The organism is Enterobacter cloacae complex sp. I3 (assembly GCF_014896175.1).
GTDB lineage: Bacteria > Pseudomonadota > Gammaproteobacteria > Enterobacterales > Enterobacteriaceae > Enterobacter > Enterobacter bugandensis.
Genome location: NZ_JADBQZ010000006.1, coordinates 192,381 through 216,091, shown reverse-complemented (window position 1 = coordinate 216,091; position 23,711 = coordinate 192,381). Strand labels below are relative to the sequence as shown.

At 54.2% G+C, this 23,711-nt stretch carries 22 protein-coding genes; all 22 read right to left on the bottom strand.

Annotation, left to right across the window (positions count from 1 at the left end):
• Positions 1–183: 183 nt before the first annotated feature.
• The 22 genes from rfbC to wcaA all read right to left on the bottom strand — a co-directional run bounded on the left by rfbC (position 184) and on the right by wcaA (position 23,703).
• Complete coding sequence (rfbC, locus tag IM271_RS06600) at positions 184–717, bottom strand: dTDP-4-dehydrorhamnose 3,5-epimerase (protein WP_193052355.1); 534 nt, start codon at positions 715–717, stop codon at positions 184–186.
• 2 nt (positions 718–719) lie between these two features.
• Positions 720–1,598: a glucose-1-phosphate thymidylyltransferase RfbA gene (gene rfbA / locus IM271_RS06595; protein WP_193052359.1), complete on the bottom strand. Its 879-nt coding sequence runs from the start codon at positions 1,596–1,598 to the stop codon at positions 720–722.
• A gap of 49 nt (positions 1,599–1,647) precedes the next feature.
• Positions 1,648–2,547 carry a dTDP-4-dehydrorhamnose reductase gene (rfbD, locus tag IM271_RS06590; protein ID WP_193052354.1) on the bottom strand — a complete coding sequence of 300 codons (900 nt, stop codon included), beginning with the start codon at positions 2,545–2,547 and terminating at the stop codon, positions 1,648–1,650.
• Between the two features lie 2 nt (positions 2,548–2,549).
• Positions 2,550–3,632: a dTDP-glucose 4,6-dehydratase gene (gene rfbB, locus IM271_RS06585; protein WP_193052353.1), complete on the bottom strand. Its 1,083-nt coding sequence runs from the start codon at positions 3,630–3,632 to the stop codon at positions 2,550–2,552.
• A gap of 352 nt (positions 3,633–3,984) precedes the next feature.
• Complete coding sequence (gene galF, locus IM271_RS06580) at positions 3,985–4,881, bottom strand: GalU regulator GalF (protein WP_041909139.1); 897 nt, start codon at positions 4,879–4,881, stop codon at positions 3,985–3,987.
• Positions 4,882–5,057: 176 nt separating this feature from the next.
• The gene (wcaM, locus tag IM271_RS06575) at positions 5,058–6,449 is read right to left on the bottom strand and encodes a colanic acid biosynthesis protein WcaM (protein ID WP_049137378.1); all 1,392 of its coding nucleotides are present in this window, start codon (positions 6,447–6,449) and stop codon (positions 5,058–5,060) included.
• Positions 6,450–6,461: 12 nt separating this feature from the next.
• Positions 6,462–7,682, bottom strand: coding sequence for a colanic acid biosynthesis glycosyltransferase WcaL (wcaL, locus tag IM271_RS06570; RefSeq protein WP_193052352.1), 1,221 nt, complete (start codon positions 7,680–7,682; stop codon positions 6,462–6,464).
• Positions 7,679–8,959: a colanic acid biosynthesis pyruvyl transferase WcaK gene (wcaK, locus tag IM271_RS06565; RefSeq protein ID WP_047363165.1), complete on the bottom strand. Its 1,281-nt coding sequence runs from the start codon at positions 8,957–8,959 to the stop codon at positions 7,679–7,681. The genes wcaL and wcaK overlap by 4 nt, the downstream gene beginning before the upstream one ends.
• Before the next feature lie 17 nt (positions 8,960–8,976).
• On the bottom strand, positions 8,977–10,455 hold the full coding sequence (gene wzxC, locus IM271_RS06560; RefSeq protein WP_193030512.1) for a colanic acid undecaprenyl disphosphate flippase WzxC: 1,479 nt from the start codon (positions 10,453–10,455) through the stop codon (positions 8,977–8,979).
• Position 10,456: 1 nt separating this feature from the next.
• Positions 10,457–11,851, bottom strand: coding sequence for an undecaprenyl-phosphate glucose phosphotransferase (wcaJ, locus tag IM271_RS06555; protein ID WP_041909129.1), 1,395 nt, complete (start codon positions 11,849–11,851; stop codon positions 10,457–10,459).
• A 46-nt stretch (positions 11,852–11,897) separates the two neighbouring features.
• On the bottom strand, positions 11,898–13,268 hold the full coding sequence (gene cpsG / locus IM271_RS06550; RefSeq protein ID WP_193052351.1) for a colanic acid biosynthesis phosphomannomutase CpsG: 1,371 nt from the start codon (positions 13,266–13,268) through the stop codon (positions 11,898–11,900).
• Positions 13,269–13,377: 109 nt separating this feature from the next.
• Positions 13,378–14,814, bottom strand: coding sequence for a mannose-1-phosphate guanyltransferase (gene cpsB, locus IM271_RS06545; protein WP_028013792.1), 1,437 nt, complete (start codon positions 14,812–14,814; stop codon positions 13,378–13,380).
• Between the two features lie 3 nt (positions 14,815–14,817).
• Positions 14,818–16,041 carry a colanic acid biosynthesis fucosyltransferase WcaI gene (gene wcaI / locus IM271_RS06540; protein WP_193052350.1) on the bottom strand — a complete coding sequence of 408 codons (1,224 nt, stop codon included), beginning with the start codon at positions 16,039–16,041 and terminating at the stop codon, positions 14,818–14,820.
• Positions 16,038–16,517: a GDP-mannose mannosyl hydrolase gene (locus IM271_RS06535; protein WP_074135958.1), complete on the bottom strand. Its 480-nt coding sequence runs from the start codon at positions 16,515–16,517 to the stop codon at positions 16,038–16,040. Before IM271_RS06535 ends, wcaI begins: the two co-directional genes overlap by 4 nt.
• 2 nt (positions 16,518–16,519) lie before the next feature.
• Entirely contained in the window at positions 16,520–17,485 is a 966-nt protein-coding gene (locus IM271_RS06530; RefSeq protein WP_024908102.1) for a GDP-L-fucose synthase, read from the bottom strand.
• 2 nt (positions 17,486–17,487) lie between these two features.
• Entirely contained in the window at positions 17,488–18,609 is a 1,122-nt protein-coding gene (gene gmd / locus IM271_RS06525; protein ID WP_003863514.1) for a GDP-mannose 4,6-dehydratase, read from the bottom strand.
• A gap of 24 nt (positions 18,610–18,633) precedes the next feature.
• Positions 18,634–19,182: a colanic acid biosynthesis acetyltransferase WcaF gene (wcaF, locus tag IM271_RS06520; protein WP_045260414.1), complete on the bottom strand. Its 549-nt coding sequence runs from the start codon at positions 19,180–19,182 to the stop codon at positions 18,634–18,636.
• A gap of 15 nt (positions 19,183–19,197) precedes the next feature.
• Complete coding sequence (gene wcaE, locus IM271_RS06515) at positions 19,198–19,944, bottom strand: colanic acid biosynthesis glycosyltransferase WcaE (protein ID WP_028013796.1); 747 nt, start codon at positions 19,942–19,944, stop codon at positions 19,198–19,200.
• 16 nt (positions 19,945–19,960) lie between these two features.
• A complete protein-coding gene (wcaD, locus tag IM271_RS06510; protein ID WP_045260416.1) occupies positions 19,961–21,181 on the bottom strand; it encodes a colanic acid polymerase WcaD in 1,221 nt (406 codons plus the stop codon).
• On the bottom strand, positions 21,156–22,373 hold the full coding sequence (gene wcaC / locus IM271_RS06505; protein ID WP_193052349.1) for a colanic acid biosynthesis glycosyltransferase WcaC: 1,218 nt from the start codon (positions 22,371–22,373) through the stop codon (positions 21,156–21,158). Before wcaC ends, wcaD begins: the two co-directional genes overlap by 26 nt.
• Positions 22,370–22,861: a colanic acid biosynthesis acetyltransferase WcaB gene (wcaB, locus tag IM271_RS06500; protein WP_193052348.1), complete on the bottom strand. Its 492-nt coding sequence runs from the start codon at positions 22,859–22,861 to the stop codon at positions 22,370–22,372. The genes wcaC and wcaB overlap by 4 nt, the downstream gene beginning before the upstream one ends.
• On the bottom strand, positions 22,861–23,703 hold the full coding sequence (wcaA, locus tag IM271_RS06495; protein WP_028013800.1) for a colanic acid biosynthesis glycosyltransferase WcaA: 843 nt from the start codon (positions 23,701–23,703) through the stop codon (positions 22,861–22,863). The genes wcaB and wcaA overlap by 1 nt, the downstream gene beginning before the upstream one ends.
• Positions 23,704–23,711: the final 8 nt, after the last annotated feature.

The window sequence follows — 23,711 nt, the reverse complement described above, 5'->3', positions numbered from 1 at the left end:
ATCAGCACCAACGCAAAAGCATATTTACCAAAACCACTAATACCAAGAGTTGTTATAAGATGCCCCAATACAATAATTGGCGCTATATATGCAACACCTTGAGTACAGAGTAGATAGCCTGCATTATAAATTACATTTTTATGTTCTTTATTTATCAACCAAAAACCCCTTAAACAGCTTTACTCATCTAAGCAAAAGTGGTTGCTTAGAATCTTTATCTGATAAAATGGGTTTACCCGATAGTGGCCAATTAATTCCTATATCTGGATCATTCCAGGCCAATCCACGGTCACTATTTGGAGCGTAGTAATTCGTTGTCTTATATAAGAATTCAGCCTCATCACTAAGCACCATAAACCCATGAGCAAATCCTTCAGGAATCCATAACTGCCGTTTATTTTCGGCCGAAAGGTTTACACCAACCCATTTTCCAAAGGTCTCAGAATCTTTGCGAATATCAACTGCAACATCATATACCTCGCCAACAACACAACGAACTAACTTTGCCTGAGCAAAAGGAGGTAATTGATAATGCAGCCCACGTAGCACACCTTTACTTGACTTTGAGTGATTATCTTGAACAAATTCAACCTTACGTCCTACTGCCTTATCAAACATCTGCTGATTAAAGCTTTCCATGAAAAAACCACGTTCATCACCGAAAACTGTCGGTTCAAAAATTAATACATCTGGTATATCTGTCTTGATTACATTCATTGTCAGTAACCTTTAATCATTTTAATTAAATACTGTCCGTACGCATTTTTTGATAATGGGATCGCTAGCTTTTTAACTTGTTCTGCGTTGATAAATCCCTTTCTAAATGCTATTTCTTCCGGGCAGGAAACTTTTAAACCCTGGCGCTCTTCAATTGTCGCAATAAAATTACTTGCTTCTATCAGACTCTGATGAGTCCCCGTATCCAGCCACGCGTACCCACGCCCCATCATCGCAACAGACAGACGCCCCTGCTCAAGATAAATACGGTTAATATCTGTAATTTCTAACTCACCACGCGCAGACGGCTTCAGATTTTTTGCCATTTCAACCACGCCATTATCATAGAAATACAGACCTGTAACGGCGTAATTACTCTTCGGTTCTAACGGTTTTTCTTCCAGACTGATTGCGGTGCCGTTCTTATCAAACTCCACCACACCATAGCGCTCAGGATCATTAACATGATAGGCAAATACTGTAGCACCATCATCTTTATTTACTGCGGCTTCAAGTTGCTTCGGCAGGTCATGTCCGTAGAAAATATTGTCACCCAACACCAGAGCGCAGCTGTCATCGCCGATAAACTCTTCACCGATGATAAATGCCTGCGCAAGGCCATCTGGGCTTGGCTGTACTTTATATTGCAGATTCAGTCCCCACTGGCTGCCATCACCCAGCAATTGTTCAAAACGTGGCGTGTCTTGTGGAGTGCTGATAATAAGAATATCTTTTATCCCTGCCAGCATAAGTGTTGACAGCGGGTAGTAAATCATTGGTTTGTCATAAATTGGCAGTAGCTGTTTACTCACCGCCATGGTCACCGGGTACAAACGAGTGCCAGATCCACCGGCAAGAATAATACCTTTACGCGTAGCCATCATTTTTTCTCTATAAATACCAAATGCCCATATAAAGGCATTTATCTTCTTAAATTGATTGAGTCGTAAAAAGCTCAGCGAGCATCCGTTTTACGCCAATATCCCAGGAAGGGAGTACAAGACCAAAATTCGACTGAAACTTCTCTGTGTTCAAGCGTGAATTCTGTGGTCGACGTGCAGGAGTTGGGTAAGCCGATGTTGGAACAGCATTAAGTTTTTCAATGGCCAACTCGACACCTGCTTTTCTGGCCTCTTCAAACACCAGTGCCGCATAGTCATACCAGGTTGTCGTATTCGACGCGACCAGATGGTAGAGACCAGCAACTTCAGGCTTTATTATTGCGACGCGAATAGCATGCGCTGTGCAGTCTGCTAACAACTCAGCGCCCGTCGGGGCACCAACTTGATCGTTGATTACGGAGAGTTCCTGACGCTCTTTTGCGAGCCGCAGCATCGTTTTAGCGAAATTGTTGCCCTTCCCCGCATATACCCAACTGGTACGGAAAATAAGATGTTTAGGGCAGTGCGCCTGCAATGCCCTTTCACCTTCGAGCTTTGTCTCACCGTACACATTCAGCGGAGCAGTCAAATCTGTTTCATGCCATGGCTTTTCACCGTCACCGGGGAATACATAATCGGTAGAGTAGTGAACAACCCATGCGTCTATTTTAGCGGCTTCTTTAGCTATCGCTTCAACGCTAGTTGCGTTGAGGAGTCTGGCAAAATCCGGTTCGGACTCAGCCTTATCAACGGCCGTATGCGCTGCAGCATTAACCACAACGTCAGGTTTAATTGTACGAACAGTTTCCGCGATTCCTTCAGGATTGCTAAAGTCTCCGCAATATTCTTTAGAATGCACATCGACCGCTATCAAGTTACCTAGTGGAGCAAGCGCACGCTGGAGTTCCCACCCCACCTGCCCTGTTTTACCGAACAGAAGAATATTCATTATTAACGTTCTCCGTAGTTCTGTTCGATCCAACTTTTATAAGCACCGCTTTTCACGTTGTTAACCCAATCTTGATTGCTTAAGTACCACTCAACTGTCTTACGAATGCCACTTTCAAAGGTCTCCTGAGGCTTCCACCCTAACTCAGTAGCAATTTTATGTGCATCAATGGCATAGCGGCGGTCATGGCCCGGACGGTCAGCAACATAGGTAATCTGATCGCGATACGCCCCCTCTTTAGGCACAATCTCGTCCAGCAGATCGCAAATCGTATGCACCACATCCAGGTTTTGCTTTTCGTTATGTCCACCAATGTTGTATGTCTCCCCCGGTTTCCCTTGGGTGACCACGGTATAGAGTGCACGCGCATGGTCTTCAACATAGAGCCAGTCGCGGATTTGATCGCCCTTGCCGTAAATAGGCAGCGCTTTGCCGTCCAATGCATTCAGGATAACCAGCGGAATCAGTTTTTCCGGGAAATGGTAAGGGCCATAGTTATTTGAACAGTTGGTGACGATGGTCGGGAAACCGTAGGTACGCATCCAGGCACGAACGAGATGATCGCTGGAGGCTTTTGACGCTGAATACGGACTGCTGGGCGCATACGCGGTAGTTTCAGTAAAGAGTGGCAGCTCAGTTGATGCAGGATGCTCATCAGGATGCGGCAAATCTCCATACACTTCGTCGGTAGAGATGTGATGGAAACGAAACGCTTTCTTCGCCTGCTCATCAAGCGTGGACCAGTACGCACGGGCGGCTTCCAGAAGCACATAAGTGCCGACGATATTGGTTTCGATAAACGCTGCCGGGCCCGTAATAGAACGGTCAACGTGGCTTTCAGCAGCCAGATGCATTACCGCATCAGGCTTATGATTTGCAAAGATCCGATCCATGGCGTCTTTGTCGCAAATATCGGCATGCTCAAAGGCATATCGGTTGCTATCACTAACTTCTGTTAGCGACTCCAGATTTCCGGCATAGGTGAGCTTATCTACATTGACGACATCGTCCTGTGTATTTTTAATAATATGTCGCACAACCGCTGAGCCGATAAAACCAGCCCCGCCCGTCACAAGAATTTTCACGTTATCTGTTCCGTCTAGTGTATATGTCTGGATACTGGGGTTCTGAAACCTGAGTGTTTAATAACGGTTTCAGAAATTGAGCACGCTACCGCCCCTGGCTTAACAGCTACCAGTGCACTGAGCGATGTTTGATTAATGATTTTGCTTGTCTGGTTACAGACAAAAACAGGCGTTAATTGTCGTCCTAAACGACCAGAGAAACAAGCACAAATCGCTACAAAGCTGCTGAGATTTGAATCAGATAACCCTATGTAATCATTAAAATTAATAACAAAAAACGGCAGTTATCATTTTGGTTATGTCTAAACACCAAAAATGATAACTGCCGTTTGTTCTGGACGCGGAAGGAATATCAGTCGTTAGCCAACAGCTTCTCAATCCGGCTTCTGAACTTCGCCCCTTCCTTCAGGTTGCGCAGCCCATAGTTCACAAACGCCTGCATGTATCCCAGCTTCTTACCGCAGTCGTAGCTGTCACCTGTCATCAGCATCGCGTCAACGGACTGTTTTTTCGCCAGTGCTGCAATTGCATCGGTCAACTGGATACGATCCCAGGCGCCTGGCTCAGTTTTTTCCAGCTCCGCCCAGATATCGGCATTCAGAACATAACGGCCAACCGCCATCAGATCCGAATCCAGCGTCTGCGGCTGATCGGGTTTTTCGATGAACTCAACGATGCGGCTCACCTGCCCTTCCGTCTCCAGCGCTTCTTTTGTCTGGATAACGGAGTACTCGGAAAGATCGCCCTTCATGCGTTTCGCCAGCACCTGACTACGGCCCGTTTCATTGAAACGCGCCACCATTGCCGCCAGGTTGTAACGCAGCGGATCGGCTGAAGCGGTATCGATGATGATGTCCGGAAGAACAACGATGAATGGGTTATCACCCACTACCGGACGGGCACACAAAATCGAGTGACCCAGACCCAGCGGCTGTGCCTGACGCACGTTCATAATGGTTACGCCTGGCGGACAGATAGACTGCACTTCTGCCAGCAGCTGGCGTTTGACGCGCTGCTCAAGCAGCGCTTCGAGTTCGTAAGAGGTGTCGAAGTGGTTCTCAACCGCATTCTTGGACGAATGGGTAACCAGGACGATTTCTTTGATCCCTGCAGCAACAATCTCGTCGACGATATATTGAATCATCGGTTTGTCGACAATCGGCAGCATCTCTTTAGGGATGGCTTTAGTGGCTGGCAGCATATGCATGCCCAGGCCTGCTACCGGAATGACTGCTTTCAAATTAATCATTATTTCTTCCACCTTAAAATGGTTGACGAATTATAGCTCTTAAACATGTTTTCGCCAGCATGATTTGCCGTAATCCTCTGACAATGTTACGCCTTAGCCCCACAAATTTCTGTAGTTGTAATCTGAATAGATCACACTTCTGTGCCAGGAATAGTCTCAAAAAAGAAAGTTGTCGATTATCTGTGCGGAAGCGCAAAATTCAGCCTTTCCACATTCACTACCTGCTGATCCACCCGGTCAATATCCACCGAACTCTGCCCCTTCTCATTCACCGCTTTAATGTTCGCCAGCGACAGCAAGGTTTCGTCTTTAGCCATAAATTTACCCCGCACATCTTTACGCAGGTCGAAGTTGATCTTCAGCGCGGGGCCAATAGCTGCCTCCTGCATCACGTTGATATTACGTAAGAAAAGATGCTGCGGCTTATTGTGCAGCTCAAGCGTCGCCCGCTTCATCTCCACGTTGGTGATCGCTACAAAGGAGGTCGCATTACCGGATGAAATTTGAATTCCGCGCAGCTTATACGCTAGCTGGCGATTATCGAGGTGAATATTGTTGAGCTTGAAGTTCTGGGGTATGGACAAATAATCACCTTTAATTACCCCATAGCCGATTAACATTCCGGCACTATTGACCATGTCGACATTATCAATAATGAAATTATCACAGCCATAAATGGCGACCGTTGCGTTGTCTATACCCGCCTTTTTACTGAAATCGGGGGTAATATTTTTGGCCTTTATATTGCGGATAACAAAGTGTTTCCCGTTCTCAACGTGCACCAGCTGGCGACAGTTGCTGCCGGTGATATTTGCCACCACGAAGTTCTTCACGGTTTGCTTTTCCGGGTAGTCGTTATCGTAGGTGCTGCCGGCGAGGCCGATGCCGATGCCCCAGTTGATCTTGCCGTTAGTGCAGTTGATGTTATCGATCACATGATCGGAGATGAGGATATTGCGGTCATTGATGGCAACGTTCCACTCGATCGCATCGCCCTGCAGATGACTGAATTTGCTGTTGGTGATCCGGGCGCCATCAACCTGATTGTGAAAGCCCTGGCGCAGGATGGCGTAGTTAGCCTGGCTCACGCTGATGTTATCAATCACCAGATTGCGCATCACGCGAGGTTTCTTGCCGCCAATGTAAATCTGCGTCACCGGCCCAAATCCGCTCATTGCCAGCCCTTTGATCGCGCAGTCCGAGCCGCGAATGTCGAGCGTGATGTTCTCCGTGCGCCCGCTGCCTTCACCGATCACTTTGCAGCCTTCCTGCAGCACAAAACGCCCACGTCCGTTGCCGGTCAACGCTCCGCGGATCAGCAGCGTTTTACCGTCGGGAATGAAAATGCCCGTATTGATGTTTTCGCAGGTAAGTCCGGCCGGGACAACGACGGTGTCACCGTCCTTAAACGCCTGCTTAAAAGCGGCGATCCAGTCGTTGTTATTGTACTGATTAATGGAGACCGTCTTTCCGCTTGCCGCCCGCGCCATGCGGGACGACAGCAGCGGCGAGGCCGCCAGGACAGACAGAGAAGAGACAAAGGTGCGTCGGGTAATCTTTTTCAGCATACAACCTCGGCGTTACAGCGTTTGCAGCAGGCTCGCTAACTGGCGATTGATTACCTGCTGGTTAAAATCGGTTTCAACTTTTTGTCGGGCATTCTGGAGCACAGGCTCCAGCGCCTGCTGGTCGATGTCGCTGAAGGCAGCCAATCGATCCGCAAGAGCCATCGCGTTATTCTCCGGCACCAGCCAGCCGGAATGATCAGATTTGATCAGCTCCGGGATCCCGCTGTGCAGCGTCGATACCACCGGGATCCCAACGGCCATCGCCTCCATCAGCGCCACCGGAATGCCTTCCATATCGCCATCGGCGCCCGTTACAGAAGGCAGCAGGAACACGTCCGCCTCATCGAGCATGGCTTTAACCTCATGGCTCGGCTTGAAGCCCGGCATCTCCACGACATCGTCCAGCTGATACTGTTCGATAAGCGTGCGCAGACGACGTTCCCACGGGCCAATGCCGAGAATGCGATAGTGGAACGCCACCCCCCGCGCTTTCAGCTGTCGGCAGGCTTCGATGGCCACGTGCAGACCTTTCTTCTCGGTCAGACGGGCTACGGAGATGATCTGCAGCGGTTTTCCCGGCACCTTAACCGGGCGGCGAGTGAAGCGCGTTAAATCAACGCCCATACGCGACACGGCAATTTTCTCCCCCGGACAGCCCATGCTTTTCAGTCGTCCGGCCCACAGGTCGCTGATGGGCAGCATCATGTCGCCGCGGCGGAAAAGATCCTGATACTCCGGCGTGTAGTGGTTCAGCACCTCGCGGCTGGAAATGTCGATACCGTGGAAGATGGTCGCAATTTTGCCGTCAATTACGCCAAGCTCACGCAGTTTCGCGGCGGTGACCCCCGCCGGGCCAAAGTGGGCGATAAACACGTCGGCACGATACGGCTGCGCCGTTTGCCCGCAGATGGCCGACAGAATTAAATTGCGAGATTCCGATCCATAGCGGGAAACGTTCAGCGCGCGCCACGTCGACGCGCGGTGGATCCCGCGTAACGTCTGGCTGGCCCGGTAGCGCAGCTTGCTCAGCTTCCCGGCCGGTTCGTCCTGCAGCCAGCGGGTCTTCGCCTCCAGCCCATACTGGGCATACGCCGCATGGGTATTTTTGGTGTCGCCCTTTTGCAGGGCGACGATCTCCACGTCATATCCCATATCGATAAACGCGGTAATTTGGTTCAGTACAAAGGTCTCAGACGACAGCGGAAATTTCAGTAAGAAGAAACCAACCTTCATTTCCCCTCCCGCACGCGTTCAAGCACCGATTTCACCATTCCAATGCCCTTCTCGCGCTCGGCTTTCACCGCCACCGCCAGGCGTTCATTGATCGCGGGCAGTTGACCCAGGGTGTCCCCCACCATTGCACCGAGCGATCCGTCCAGCAGATGACGAATATCCACGGCCATTTCCGGCATGCCAAGCTGCTGCATAATCCCGGCGGACTTGTGCTCATAGTTAATGGCGATGGCCGGCGTGCCAAAGTTCATGGAGATAATTGCCGAGTGCAGACGGGTACCCACGGTCAGGTCGCAGGCTGCAAGCAGTTTGCCCATCTCCAGGTCGTTCAGCTCGTCCATCACCACGTGGTAGCGGGACGGGTCGTTCACCAGGTTGCGCAGGTTCAGCGCCACCATGCGGTCATCTTTGTTGTAGCTGTCGATGCCGGTACAGGTTGAGAGCGCCAGCACCTGATAACCGCTGTCCAGCACGCGATTCACCACGTCGGCGAACGCTTTCTCATAGGCTGCCTGGGTGGTGCCAAGACGCTTATCGAACGGGGCGAGTTCACGCAGGGTAATCGCAACGGTTTTCTGTTTCGCCGTCACGTCGAGCCAGTGCTGCACCGCGTAGCTCGGCTGGAAGTTATCGTCCTGGTGATCCACCAGCCAGGCGGTATCCACGCCGTGTTCTACTTTAGAGGTGTCAATTTCGCTACGCTTCATCATGTCGAGGCTGACCGATTCGCGCAGGATCAGCGCGTCGCAGTGGCCAAACACATAATTTGCGAGCTGGTTAAACTGCGGATCCTGGAACGGCCCGACGCTGTGGCCGATCATAAACAGCGGCTTTTTCGCCATGAAGGTGCACAGCGCATGCTCAAACTGCGGCACGCCGTAGAGATCGACGAAGAACGAGCCGCCGACCTGAATAATGGCGTCATAGCCGGAAAGCAGACGCACGAAGTCCGTAAAGCCCTGCGCGATCGCGATGTTGCGCAGCCTGCCGGTGTCGGTGACGCGGGAAAGCAGCACCTGATGCTGGTAGCGACGGCGCAGCACTTTCTTCACGCGCCCCATCACGCCCGCGGCGTTGTTGTGCTGTTTCATCTGGCTGTAAAGCGGGTCGCCCATCACCGGGCGGTTCAGTAACCAGGATGAGCTGACCGGATAACGGCTCATCACGTCCACTTCAGTCTCAGGCTTAAGGGTGTTAATTGCATCCAGTAAACCGCGCAGGATGGCGCTGTCGCCACGGTTGCCGCAGGTATGGTTGCCAAGAATTAATAATTTCATAATGGCCTCTTAAAGAACTAGCCTGCGCGAAGCAGCGTTTTCATTTTTTCGTTACGGCAAAACTGGCGCTTCATCTCTACCACCAGCGCGTTGCGCGACAGCACAATCATCACGCCAAAGGCCAGCGCGCCCGCGGCAACCTGCACCGCCAGCAGCGCGGCGAGCGGCAGATGCCCGCTGAGGATAATGCCCAGACCGTAGCTCACCGCCAGGGTCGGCAATGAGAGATAGAACGGCAGCCACAGGCTCAGGATGTACTGACGGTAGCTGGAGCCCAGCACCGGTTTGATCATGATGAAGTAGCTCAGAACGGTATTGACGATCTGCACCAGCAGGAAGCCCAGCGTGACGCCGATGGCGCCCGCCATATGCCCGCCGACGATAATCGCCGGAATAAACAGGAAAGTTTTGAACACGTTGAACTTAAAGCTGATATCCACGCGCGCCTTCGCCATCAGCAGAGAACCAATCGGATTGCCCACGGAGCGCAGCAGCCCCACCACGCACAGCAGCTGCAGGATCGGGATAATGCCGTTCCACTTCTCGCCAAACACCAGCGGCACGAAGTTGCTGGAAACCACCATCAGCCCCAGCAGCACCGGGAAGTTGATAATCCCCACCACGGAAAGCAGCTTGTAGAAGTTGACGCGCAGCTTCTCGGTGTCGTCCTGAATCTTGGCGAACGCCGGGAACAGCACGCGGGTGATAATGGGGTTCAGCTTCATAGGAGGAACAACCGCAACGTTATAGGCCAGGTTGTAGCCCCCCGCCACGCTCGCGCCCAGGATGCGCGCCAGCACCAGCGTCGAGAGGTTGGTATTCACATAGTTAATAATGCTGTCCGCCGTCAGCCACGCGCCAAAGCGCAGGTTGGACGAGACGGACGCGAGAGAGAAGTGCAGCCCCGGACGATAAATCTTGCGGCCAAAGTAGCCGAACAGCAGCGTACGCACGGCAGAGTTAACCAGGTAACCGAGGATGGCGGTCATCGCCAGCGGCCAGAAATGGGCGCTCACCACGGTAAAGGTAAAGCCCGCCAGCACCGCGCTGGTCTCGATCATGCCGATCTTGTTGAACTCCAGCTCTTTCTGCATCAGCGCGCGGAACTGCTGCCCGTGCGGGATCACCACAAAGGCAAACGACAGCGTGCGCATCAGCGGGGCGAGATCCGGGTTGTGCAGCACGCTGGCAATCACGTCGCTCAGCAGGAACACCAGCACAAACACGAAAATGCCCAGCCCGACGTTCAGCCAGTAGAGCGTGGTCAGCTCGAGATGGCTGATCTCTTTGCGCTGGATAATCGAGTTGGCGATACCAAAGTCAGACAGCGTGTCGGCCAGCGCGATAATCACCAGCGAGACGGTCAGCAGGCCGAACTGGTGGTTATCGATAATGCGCGCCAGCACCGTCATCTGCACCAGGCCGAGGCCAATGATGACGATGGTCGCCATCGCTGACCACTTGGCGCCGCTGATGGTTTTTTCACGTAAGCTCATCTTAGTACGCCGCTTTGTTCACGAAGCCTTTGAAGATGGTCAGAAAAACAATCTTGATATCGAACCAGAGGCTCCACTCGCGGATGTACTCCAGATCGAACTCGATGCGTTTTTCCATTTTTTCCAGCGTGTCGGTCTCGCCGCGCCAGCCGTTGATCTGCGCCCAGCCGGTAATTCCCGGTTTCACCTTATGGCGCAGCATGTAGCCTTCAATCAGCGAACGGTACTGCTCGTTATGCGCCACCGCGTGCGGACGCGGGCCAACAATCGACATGCCGCCGGTAAAGACGTTGATGAACTGCGGCAGCTCGTCAAGCGAAGTGCGGCGCAGGAAGTTCCCCACGCGGGTGACGCGCGGATCGTTCTGCGTCGCCTGGGTCACCACCTTGTCGTTCTCCATCACCTTCATGGAGCGGAATTTCCACACCATGATTGGTTTACCGTCCATGCCGTAGCGGGTCTGACGGAAGATAACCGGGCCGGGAGAGCTCAGCTTCACCGCCAGGGCGATGCAGCACAGCACCGGGGAAATAAGCAGTAAGATCAGGGAAGAGAGTACGATATCTTCCACGCGCTTGAGCACGCGGTTAATACCCGACAGCGGCGTGTCGTACAGCGGTACCACCGGTACGCCGTTCACCTCTTCAATGCGGGAATGCAGAATGTTGAAGGTAAACACGTCCGGGATCAGGATCACCGAACAGGTGGTGTCCGCCAGCTCGCGCATCAGCTGCTTGATGCGGGTTTCGTCTTTCATCTGCATGGCGATATAGACGTTATGAATTTTTCCGGCCTTCGCGTCTTCAATCAGCTGCGCGTAATTGCCCGCCCAGTCCGCAGGCACGCCGCCCGGCTTCGCGTCGTGGTAAATCCCCACCACTTCAAACCCTAACCACGGCTCTTTGCGGAAGCTGTCGAGCAGCACTCTCCCGACCGGTAAATCACCCGCCACGGCGACGAAACGACGGTTATAGCCGCGGTTACGCAGCCAGCCCGCGCCAAAGCGGATCAGGGAACGGCACACGACCATGCCGACGCTGGTTAACAGGTACCAGCAGAGATAGGTCACGAAGCGGTTGTCAAAATCATGGCTGAACGCCACCAGACCGGCGCTGAAGATCAGGCTCAGGGTCCAGTTCTGCAGCAGCAGCATCAGTTCGGTGGTCATTTTCACGCCGCGCCACGAGCGGTAGAAATCGGTCATCCCGCCGATCATCTGAAACACAACCAGCGCAATCAGGGCCATCAGAAGATGCATATATAAGAACGGCAGCCCGCTGATCCGACACACCGCCCACAATCCACCGACCATGATGGTGATATCAGAAAAACGCTGCACCATAGAGATTAACGATGCATTCGTTCTCGCTCGTTCGCGTTTTTTTAGATTCGTCATCGTTGTTCCTGTATTCGGTTCCCCCTCCCGCCGGGAGGGGCAATTGTTACTGATTCAACAGCGCCAGAATGTCCTTCGTTCGGGCTTCCATCAGCGCCGTATCAGCGCGGGATTCCACGTTCAGGCGCACCACCGGCTCGGTGTTGGACGAACGCAGGTTAAAGCGCCACTGCGGGAACGCCATGCTGATGCCGTCCGTACGGTCAATCTCCAGCGCGTGAATGGCAAAGTGCTGTTCTACGCGGGCAATCGCCTCGGCCGGCTGCGCCAGCTTGCTGTTGATCTCCCCGCTCGCCGGGAAGGCCGCCATGCGGTCGCGCACCAGCTCGCCCAGGCTCTGCCCCTTCAGGCACAGCAGCTCGGTCACCAGCAGCCACGGGATCATCCCGCTGTCGCAGTAGGCAAAATCACGGAAATAGTGGTGGGCGCTCATCTCGCCGCCGTAGATGGCGTCTTCTTCGCGCATGCGCTCTTTGATGAAGGCATGGCCGGTTTTAGACATCACCGGCTCGCCGCCCGCGGCCTTCACCACGTCGACGGTGTTCCAGGAAAGACGCGGATCGTGAATGATCTTCGCGCCCGGGTTTTTCTCCAGGAACGCTTCCGCCAGCAGGCCAACGATGTAGTAGCCTTCGATAAACTGCCCTTTCTCGTCGAACAGGAAGCAGCGGTCGAAGTCGCCGTCGAAGGCGATGCCCATATCGGCACCGTGCTCAATCACCGCGTTACGGGTGTCGTCGCGGCACTCCGGCAGCAGCGGGTTAGGAATACCGCTCGGGAAGTTACCGTCCGGCGTGTTGTGTACCTTGACGAAGGTCACCGGCACGTTCAGCGCCTTAAAGCGGGCTTCCAGCGCATCGACAACCGGGCCTGCCGCGCCGTTACCGGAGTTGATGACCAGCTTCAGCGGCTTGAGGTTCGCCACGTTGATGTAGCCCAGCAGGTGGTCGATGTACTCTTTCTGCAGGTTAATCTGCTTGTAGCTGCCGCGCTTCGCGTCGTTCACCGGCGGGAAGTCGTTGGCTTCCGCAAGGCGCTGCACGTCGCGCAGGCCGGTGTCGCCGCTAATCGGGCGGGCGCCCTTGCGCACCAGCTTCATGCCGTTGTAGTCCATGGGGTTGTGGCTGGCCGTCACTTCGATACCGCCGTCCACGCCGAGGTGGAAGGTGGCAAAATAGATCTCTTCGGTACCGGACAGGCCGATGTCCAGCACGTCCACGCCCGCGTCCTGCAGCCCTTTTGCCAGCGCCAGCTTCAGGGATTCGCTGGTCAGACGCACATCGCCGCCCAGCACGATGGTCTTAGGTTTTAAATATTCGCCGTACGCGCGACCGATGCGCCACGCGATGTCTTCATTCAGCTCTTCGCCCAGCTTGCCGCGAATATCGTAGGCTTTAAAACAGGTTAATTTTTCCATGATGACCCCTTTTTCAGGCAACAGTTGGCCCTGACCACTTAATGGCCAAATTTATTTTTGTCATTCGTAGGCCCGGCAGGCGCAGCGCCGCCGGGCATGATGCGGCGTGCTACACGCGCCCGTAGCGATCCTGGAAGCGCACAATATCGTCCTCTTCCAGATACGAGCCGGAGCGCACCTCAATTAAGTCGAGAGGAATTTTCCCCGGGTTTTCCAGACAGTGCGTGGCGCCCAGCGGAATATAAATGGACTCGTTTTCACCCAGCAGCTTCACTTCGCCGTCGATGGTCACTTTGGCCGTACCCGCCACCACCACCCAGTGTTCAGCGCGGTGATGGTGCATCTGCACCGACAGCCCCTCGCCCGGCTTCACGGTGATGCGCTTCACCTGATAGCGGTCGCCCGCGTCGATGGAGTCATATTTGCCCCACGGACGGTACACTTCACGGTGAATGTGGTGTTCGTGACGGCCATCGGCCTTGATCTTCTCAACCACTTTTTTAACGTCCTGCACGGCGTTACGGTCGGCAATCAGCACCGCGTCTTTGGTCTGGACAACCACCAGATCCTTCACCCCGACGGTGGTGACGAGGCCAGACTCGGCGTAAACGTAGCTGTTTTCGGTTTTGTGGCTAATCACATCGCCGTGATGGACGTTACCCTCCGGGGTATGGGCGCTGATCTCCCACAGGGAGGACCAGGAGCCCACATCGCTCCAGCCTGCATCCATCGGTACCACCACCGCGTCAGCCGTGCGTTCCATCACGGCGTAGTCGATAGACTCTTCCGGGCAGGCGAGGAACGCCTCTTCATCCACGCGGATAAAGTCGAGATCCGGGTCCACCACCGCCATCGCTTTTTCGCAGGCGTTCAGAATATCCGGGCGGTATTTGCGCAGCTCTTCGAGATAGCGTCCGGCGCGGAACAGGAACATCCCGCTGTTCCAGTAATATTCACCGCTGGCGACATAGGCCTGCGCGGTTTCGAGATTCGGTTTTTCGACAAACTGCGCCACGTCAAACGCCACGCTGTCGCCCTCACCCGGCGTTACGCTGCCGCGACGGATGTAACCGTAGCCGGTTTCCGGCAGATCCGGCACGATGCCGAAGGTCACCAGCTTGCCGCTCTCGGCGTAAGGGATCGCGGCACGCACCGCGTCGCGGAATGCGTCTTCCTGCTGGATAACGTGATCTGCCGCCAGGACCAGCATCAGCGGGTCACAGTCAGGGCTGCTGCGTTTTGCCGCCAGCGCCGCCAGGGCGATCGCGGGCGCGGTATTACGTCCGGCAGGCTCCAGGATGATGTTTTCCGTGAGCTTGTTCAGCTGACGCAGCTGCTCGGCAACGATAAAGCGGTGCTGTTCGTTACAAATCACCACCGGGCTTTCACACTCCACGCCGTGCAGACGGTTTACCGTCGTCTGCAGCATGGTGAGATCCCCTTTCAGGCAGAGGAACTGTTTTGGATAGAGCACGCGGGACAGCGGCCACAACCGGCTACCAGAGCCACCAGCCATCACAACCGGATACAAAGTGGTTTGACTCATGATTTATCCCCGTATATCTGCAATAAATTGGCTCAGCACGTTCTCTTTCTCGAGCGTGCGTTCGGCATATTCACGTGCCACCGTGTTCACTTTTGGCATGGCGAGTGCCTGTTCAATGCCGGTGACCAGCGCCGGGACCGATTCCGGCTCCACGCACACGGCAATCCCCGGATAGCTGTCACACAGCTGGCCTAATTCAGTTTCGGCTTCGGCCGTAATCACCGCGTTACCGCCCACTGCCAGAATGTTGGTCAGCTTGGACGGCAGCACCGCATCCGCCGCGCCGCGTTTTTGCACGACCAGATGGCAATCCGCCATTTTCAGCAGCGCGGGCAGCGCATCGTACGATTGCAGCGGGAAAAACTTCACGTTGGTCAGGCCGCGTTCACTGGCCATCTTTTCCAGCCGCGCTTTTCCCCCGCCCTGTCCGACAATCACAAACGTCCACGGCTGTTCGATCAGCAGCTGGGCCGCTTCAATAACGCTCTCCAGCCCCTGCTTTTCGCCGATGTTGCCTGAGTAAAGAATGATTTTTTGGTCTTCAGGCAAACCGAGCCGGGCGCGCAGCGCCTGAGCCTCTTGCTCCGTCACGTTGCGAAAACGCGCCACTTCGGACCAGTTCGGGAAGAAGATCACCTTCTCCGCCGGGACGCCCTTCTCTTGCGCTTTGTTCATCATCGAGCGCGAGATCGTTGAGACGTAATCCACGTTATGCAGGCCGCTGCGCTCAAAGGCGCTGGCGAGCTTCGCCACCTTGCCGCTCTTGCCTTTCCCGGCCATACCCAGACCGAGCATGGCGTCCACTTCATAATCCTGAATGTGCAGCAGGGTGCGCGCGCCGGAGAGTTTTCCCAGCAGGCGCATGCCCGGCGTGCAGAACAGCGTCGGCACCACGCCGATAATGCGATCCGGCTTCCAGCGACGCTGCGCCATCAGCGGGAAGAAACTGCTGAGGGCAAAGCTGCCCAGATGAATTAAACGTTTCAGCGTCGAGGGCTGTTTCGGCACGTAGAGCGGGCAGCGCCAGACGGTCGCGGCCCCCTCTTCGCGGCGATAGCGCCAGCTGGAATAGCGTTCGCCTACCTTCCACTCCGGGTAGTACGGCGGGGCAGTAATCACCCGCACGTCATGTCCCTGGCTCGCCATCCACTCCACCATCTCGCCGGTGTATTTCCCGATACCGGTTAATTCCGGCGAGTAGTTAATTCCGTAGACGAGGATTTTCATAGTCCTGGCACCTCGGCCTGACGTTCCGCGAGGAAGTACGCCCGACTGTTGTCATGGACGTTGTCGCTTGCCAGCAGCGCCTCTGGCGTTAGCCAGCGGTAATCGTCATGCTGAGAATCAGGCAGACGCAGGTCTGCCTCACTCACCTTCAGGCGGAACCCCAGCACGATGTAGTGCGTGGAGAACCCGGTACCCGAAAAGTTATCGTCATAGAAGTGCTGCCAGACCCCGTAAAACTGGCCCGCTGCCATCGGCAGCTGCAGGCCCAGCTCCGCCAGAGTGAGACGCTCAAACGCATCAACCAGCGTCTCATCCTTCTGCACGCGCCCGCCGGGCACGAACCAGAAGCCCTGTGCAGGACGATTGGTTCGTTTCCCCAGCAAGAACTCGCCGCGTTCGTTCTCCACGATCAAATCAATCGAGATGAGCGGAGTGGAACGCACTACCGTGGCAAAATCTTCCTGACTTAAAAACATCATTACCCCCGGAAGCGGTGCTGGTTTTCCAGGAACCACTGGTAGGTGCTGGCCAGCCCCTGCTCCAGTGAGACCTCGTGATACCAGCCCAGCTGATGCAGACGGGTCACGTCCAGCAGCTTGCGCGGCGTGCCGTCCGGTTTGGTCGCGTCAAACACCACGCGGCCCTTGTAGCCCACCACCTGCGCGATGGTCTGCGCCAGCTCGCGAATGGTGCAGTCCACGCCGGTACCCACGTTAATGTGCGACAGCATCGGCTCGGTGTTTTCCTGCCACACCTCGCGATCCAGCTCCATCACGTGAATGCTGGCAGCCGCCATGTCGTCCACGTGCAGGAACTCGCGCATTGGTGTTCCGCTGCCCCACACCACCACGTCCGGGGCGTTTTCGGCAGTCGCCTCGTGGAAGCGACGCAGCAGCGCCGGGATCACGTGCGAGTTGCTCGGGTGGAAGTTGTCGTGCGGTCCGTACAGGTTAGTCGGCATCACCGAGCGATAGTCGCGGTTGTACTGACGGTTGTAGGACTCGCACAGCTTGATCCCGGCAATTTTTGCAATCGCATACGGCTCGTTAGTGGCTTCCAGCGTGCCCTGCAACAGTTCGCTCTCGGCAATCGGCTGCTTCGCCATCTTCGGGTAGATACAGGATGAACCGAGGAACAGCAGCTTGTTCACGTTGTGCAGATGCGCCGCGTGAATGATGTTGCTCTCAATCATCATGTTCTCGTAGATGAAATCCGCCGGATAGGTGTTGTTAGCGACAATACCGCCCACCTTCGCCGCCGCCAGATACACCTGGTCAATGCGTTCGTTCGCAAAGAAGTCCTGTACCGCACGGCTGTCGAGCAGGTTCAGCTCGTCACGGGTGCGGACAATCACTTCTACGTCACCGCGCTGTTCCAGCTGGCGGACAATCGCGGAACCCACCATTCCGCGATGACCGGCGACAAAAATACGTTGTTTTGTCATTCTCAGGACTCCAGCGCGATGGCAACCTCGTAGCCATGAGACTTGAGCAGGGAGTGTTTTTTCGCTGCTTCAAGATCTTTGGCCACCATCTCGGAAACCATCTCCTGCAGAGTGGTTTCCGGTTTCCAGCCCAGCTTCTCGTGCGCTTTGGTTGGGTCGCCCAGCAGGGTTTCCACTTCAGCAGGACGGAAGTAGCGCGGGTCAACCTGCACAATTACGTCGCCTGGCTTCACGCCCGGTGCGTCATGGCCGGTCACGGAAACCACGATGCCCTTCTCTTCCACGCCGGTGCCTTCGAAGCGCAGCTTGATGCCCAGCTGCGCGGCAGCCATTTCGACGAACTGACGTACGGAGTACTGCACGCCGGTGGCGATCACGAAGTCTTCTGGCTGTTCCTGCTGCAGCATCATCCACTGCATTTTCACGTAGTCTTTGGCATGGCCCCAGTCACGCAGGGAGTCCATGTTGCCGAGGTGCAGGCACGATTCCAGACCCTGCGCGATGTTGGCGATAGCGCGGGTGATTTTGCGGGTCACGAAGGTTTCGCCGCGACGTGGAGATTCGTGGTTGAACAGAATGCCGTTACAGGCGTACATACCGTAGGATTCACGGTAGTTCACGGTGATCCAGTAGGCGTACAGTTTTGCTACCGCATACGGAGAGCGCGGGTAGAAAGGCGTGGTCTCTTTCTGTGGAATTTCCTGCACCAGACCGTACAGCTCGGAGGTGGATGCCTGGTAGAAACGGGTTTTCTTCTCAAGGCCGAGGAAGCGGATCGCCTCCAGCAGACGCAGCGTACCCATGGCATCAACGTCAGCGGTGTATTCCGGGGATTCGAAGGAGACCGCAACGTGGCTCATCGCCCCCAGGTTGTAGACTTCATCCGGCTGCACTTCCTGCAGGATACGGGTCAGGTTGGAGGTATCGGTCAGGTCGCCGTAGTGCAGGTGGAATTTCGGGTTCGCCGCGTGAGGATCCTGATAGATATGATCCACACGTTCGGTGTTGAAAGAAGACGCACGACGCTTAATACCGTGTACTTCGTAACCCTTTTCCAGCAGTAACTCTGCCAGGTAAGAACCATCCTGCCCGGTAACGCCGGTGATGAGAGCGACTTTAGACATGTTTATATTCCTCTACTTATGAATTTAATCAGTTTCAACGCGTTCGCGTATCACCACTGCGGGGTTGCCACGGCAAACTTTATTTGCCGGTAGCGATTTAAAAACGCTGCTGCGGGCACCGACTACCGTGCCATCGCCAACAGAAATACCTGGTGCAACAAAAACATCCGTGGCCAGCCAGCACTTCTCACCGATCACAATAGGCGAAGCGGTAATATCAAAATGCGGGCTCATAAAGTCGTGGCTGCCGGTGCACAAATAACACTTCTGTGAAACCACCGAATTTGCGCCAATCGTAATCTCGCCCAGGGTATATAACACCGCGTCATCCCCTACCCAGGCGTAATCCCCGAGGGTTAATTTCCAGGGGTAGGTAATCTTTACCGAAGGTCGAATAACTACGTTTTTTCCGATTTTTGCGCCAAACAGGCGCAATAAAAAGGCTCGCCAGCGGTACAGTATTTGCGGCGACCAGGCAAATAAGGTTGCCTGAACCGCCCACCATAGCTGTACCTTAATACCGTTCCCGCCCCGAAAACCTTTCGGTACGGAGAAACCTTTTAAATCCTGCATTGCGTTTCCTTATATTCAGGCTTTGTTATATAAGGTTTTTGTTTTACCTGTCGTACGCAGGCGTAATAAATAAGACAATTCCGCCCAGAATCCCGGCACGCGTAATATTTGACGCTGCACCTTTTTTGCATCCTGGCATAATTCCAGATTATTAGACGTTGACACGCCGCCCATCGAAAATTCAGATACCAGCCCTTTAATTCGACGGAAAGGGTAACCTGATTTATACAGGCTGGCGGCCAGCGCATAATCGGATGACACCTTGTACTGCAAATCGTAAGGCTGTTTTTTCAGACCGTTTACAGGGAAGAAAATGGCCTGATGGCTGGCCGGCAGGCTATGGTAGATATACCAGCCTGGCTTGGCGCTGCGGCAGACTTTATGCCCGTCGCCAAAATCGAGCAGCGCATCGCCAATATACATGGCATCCTCTTTCTGGCGCGCCAGCTGACGGGCAAACAGCGCCACGTCATCGTGGAAAATATCGCCGGAGTTGAGGAAGATGGCATAACGGCCCTGGGCCATAGTAATGCCCTTGTTCATCGCATCGTAGATGCCTTTATCTTTCTCGCTGATGTAGCGTAAGTTGAACTCACCGTTGAGTTTTTCCAGAAACTCCGCCGTGCCATCGTTCGAGCCGCCGTCGACCACAATCCACTCAAAGGTGAGGCTTGGATCGCGCGCCAGGTTGCGCAGCGAGCGCCAGGTTTTTACCACCCCTTCGTAATTACGAAAAGCGACAGTAATGACGCTAAGAAACATAAATCACCTCATTTCGTCATACGTTCGTAATATTAAGCGCCTTACGCAAAATAAACGGACAGACAATCAAGAAAGCATATTCCGGGCTAAATATTGACCCGGTAAAAAACAGCGACACCGGCGTAAAAAGATAAAGCTGCACGCGAAAGTTCTGGTTATCACCAAACGCGTTGATCATCATTTTGAAAACTTTAAACAGATACCACAGCGTCAACAGTACGGCGAACCATGAAAAATAAATAATTAACAGATACAGACCATTGTCTATGGTTTTACCGACATCCGCACCGTTAAAGATTCCGAATGATGCAACATATTCGTAAAGTGAGCCGAATCTTACTACACCATCGATATGGGTTAAGGAATAACCCACCATCACCAGCGGACCAATGATGCGATAATAGGACGATGACCCTTCCGTTCCCAAATCACCCAGACGTTCTGAAATGTACGGAAACGCGAATATGACGCCCACTAAAAATACCGTCAGAGAGATTATCGCCAGCGGCAGTTTTTTCTTAATCGCATCTTTGTTCAGGTACTGGAACGCCCACTCCAGCAGGTAAAACAGGATAAATGTCATTACCCCTGAGAACGATCCAGACAGAACGATTCCTGCAAGAATCATAGCATCGGTCTTAGGCGTTTTGATACCAAACTGTTTGATGCTGAGCCAAATTGAGATTAACGCCAGAGCGAAAAACGCCGGTTCAAAATAGAGCGCCGTTGTACGCTTCCCTCCAAACTTAATGAAGTTCAGTACATAGCTGTTACTGTAAATGAGATATTTCGAAATTATCTCCATCAGGCTGCTGCCGCCCGTGAGAATAATTTGCGCCATCTCCATTGCCGCAAGCACAACAATTAACGCAACGGCAATATAAAAGAACCTGAGGATTTTCCGATAATTGTGCGGTGAAATAGTTTTGAAGCGAATACTCCAGACCATGCCAATAATAATAACGATATAAACAAACAGCATGGTTGAAGTGACGTATTTACTGGCATCCAGCGACTGGCCAAAGATGTAGTTAAACAGCGTCAGGCCCGTGCCCAGCCCCAGGGCAATCATCAGCTTCTTCAGGTTGATTTTATCGACATACAGCAGAAGCAGAACGGGCAAAAAAGTCACGATGGTTATCGGGAAGCTTTCGCCGAGCTGGGCAATTTTGACGTTGACCAGCAGGTAGATCAGCGGCAGCAGCAGATAACTACAGATTCTGATAGAACGAGACATACTCCTCCAGCATCTGTTGTCCACTGTAGGCCTTGCGGCTGCGGTTGCGGAACGATTCCAGGTCAGTGCCAAAAACGGCCTCGGCGATCTGCGCCTTCGGCAGCTGCACCAGAGGCAGGACCTCGTGCCCGGCGAAGGTTTTTCCGCCCGATTTTTCCAGCACTTCGCGCGCTGCATCGCTGTGGGTGGCAATCACCGGCACGCCGATGGAGAGCGCCTCGCAGAGGATCAGCGGGTAATTATCCACGCGAGAGCTGAACACCAGCGCGTCCATACCATTCAGGGCGCTCATCAGCTTGCGCTTGTCGGTTTCAAACCCGTGATTCACCACGTTAGCGCCTTCGAACGGCGAGAATTTGCCAAAGGTATGCAGTTCAATTTTGTCGCCGAGCGCCATCATGTCGCGCACCAGCTGCTGGTTGGTTTTGCCGTCGTAGCGCAGATCGTGCGCAACGATGGCAATTTTCGGTTTGCCCGCGGTTTCCGCCACCGGCGTCAGCTCGGCCAGGATGGCTTCCGTCGCCACGTCGATACCGTTGTTGATAATCTGACAGCGCCCTGCCCCATACAGGCTGTTGAAGGCGTCGGCCACGTGCTGGCTCGGGGAGATAAACGTGCAGCCGAGCGAAAGCATGTCGCGGAACAACTGACGCTTTCCGTCTACCAGCTGATGCGCGCGATCCACCTTCACCGGCGGATAGTTGCTCAACGTCGGGCATTTCTGGCAGCTATCTTTCCAGCCTTCGCAGCCGTCGGTAAACGCGCAGCGTCCGGTTACGCTCCAGTGATCGTGCAGCGTCCAGACGAAGCGGGTGTCGGGCTTGTGGGCCCGCACCTTCTGACAAAACGCCACCACCTCTTCCAGATTCAGCCAGTAGCTGTGCAGGACGTGAAAATGCAGCACAACCGGGCCGGTAGTGCGGGTCACGGTGCGATAAAGACTGTTCAGATTGCCAAACAGATCGCGGTTAAACAGGCGGAACAGCGCAATGTTGGCAACAGAGGTCAGACGCGGCGTGTGCTTGTGCACCTGCGGGAAGTTATCATGGCTGACGCTTTTCTTGCCGCCCTTGCCGTAGCCATAAATAAACCGGGACTGAAGTCCTTTTTGCAGGGCACGCTGGTGCAGATCCAACGCCACGCCTGCCGCTCCGCCTTCTGCGAGGCGTACGTTAAATTGCAGAATGTTCATTTAATCACCTTCACGCGGGCTTTCTCACCCACCACCAGCGCGTTATCCGGAATGCTGTCCAGCACCACGCTACCCGCCCCGATCGTCACGTTGTTACCAATCGTAATGTCGCCAATCATCACCACGTTCGCCCCCAGCTCGACGTTATTGCCGATCACCGGGCAGGTCAGGCTGTCCGGCCCGCGGTTGCCGATCGTCACCCCGTGGCGAATGGTGAAATCATCGCCCGCAACCACGAACTTGTTGATCACCACCGCATAGCCGTGGTGGATGGTAAAGCGGCGGCCAATGGTGGCAGCGGCCTGGATTTCATAGCCAAAAAAGCATTCGGTGATGATGCGGTACAGCACCAGAATCGGTGCCGCCCAGATATTGTTCAGTACGTTTTTCTTGCGCCACACCGAGCAAAAGTGCGCGATGCGGTACGCCAGAACCATGCAGCACGGGCGCAGGCTCCAGCTGTTTGCGCGGCAATCTTCCAGAAACATTATTTCCCCCGAAGCCCGTCAGCCAGACGCTTGCCGTTACGCACCGACAGCAGCGTCAGCAGGGTGCGCCAGTTCATGCGCTTATTGCGGATCTGATACAGGGTAAAGAGCTGATACTTCCGGCTGGCACGGTCAAACTTGTCCTTGTGCTTGCGGTAAAAATGGAAGTAGCCTGAAAACTTCTTGGGTGAGGAGGTGATCTGCATCTCCCCGTGGTTGATGTGCAGGATCTGCGTGGCCTCTTCCACTTTCCACGGCTCGCCGTACTCCACCACCATCCGCAAGAAGATGTCGTAATCCTGCGCGGCCTTCAGCTCGGTATCGAACAGGCACTCCTTAAAGCGCCAGGCCCAGGTAAACACCTGATTACCGATAATGTTGCGCTTGTAGAACAGGCGACGAGAGTACGGTGATTTCGGGTACAGCGGCAGGCTCGCGGGCTGCGAGTAAACCTCGCCCTGGCAGACATAGTCGTTGGCATACAGAAAAGCGTGCGTGACCAGTTGCTCTTTATGCGAAAGGAAGACGGACAGGCGGTTCGGCGTCCATTCGTCATCGTCGTCGATGCCGGTCAGATACTGCCCTTTGGCCTGCATAATCGCCTGATTACGCACCGCGCACGCCCCGGAGTTAATCGGGTTATGGGTGTACATCACGCGCGGATCGTTGAGTTCGGTGACAAATTTTTGCAGCTGTTCATACGAGGAAGAACAGTCATCCACGATGATCAGTTCCCAGTTATCGTAATCCTGACGTAAGACCGACTTAATAGCGCGGATCGCCAGCTGCTGACGGTTCCATGTCGGCATATAGATAGAAACTAAAGGGCGTTGTGTGGTCATCTTTTCCT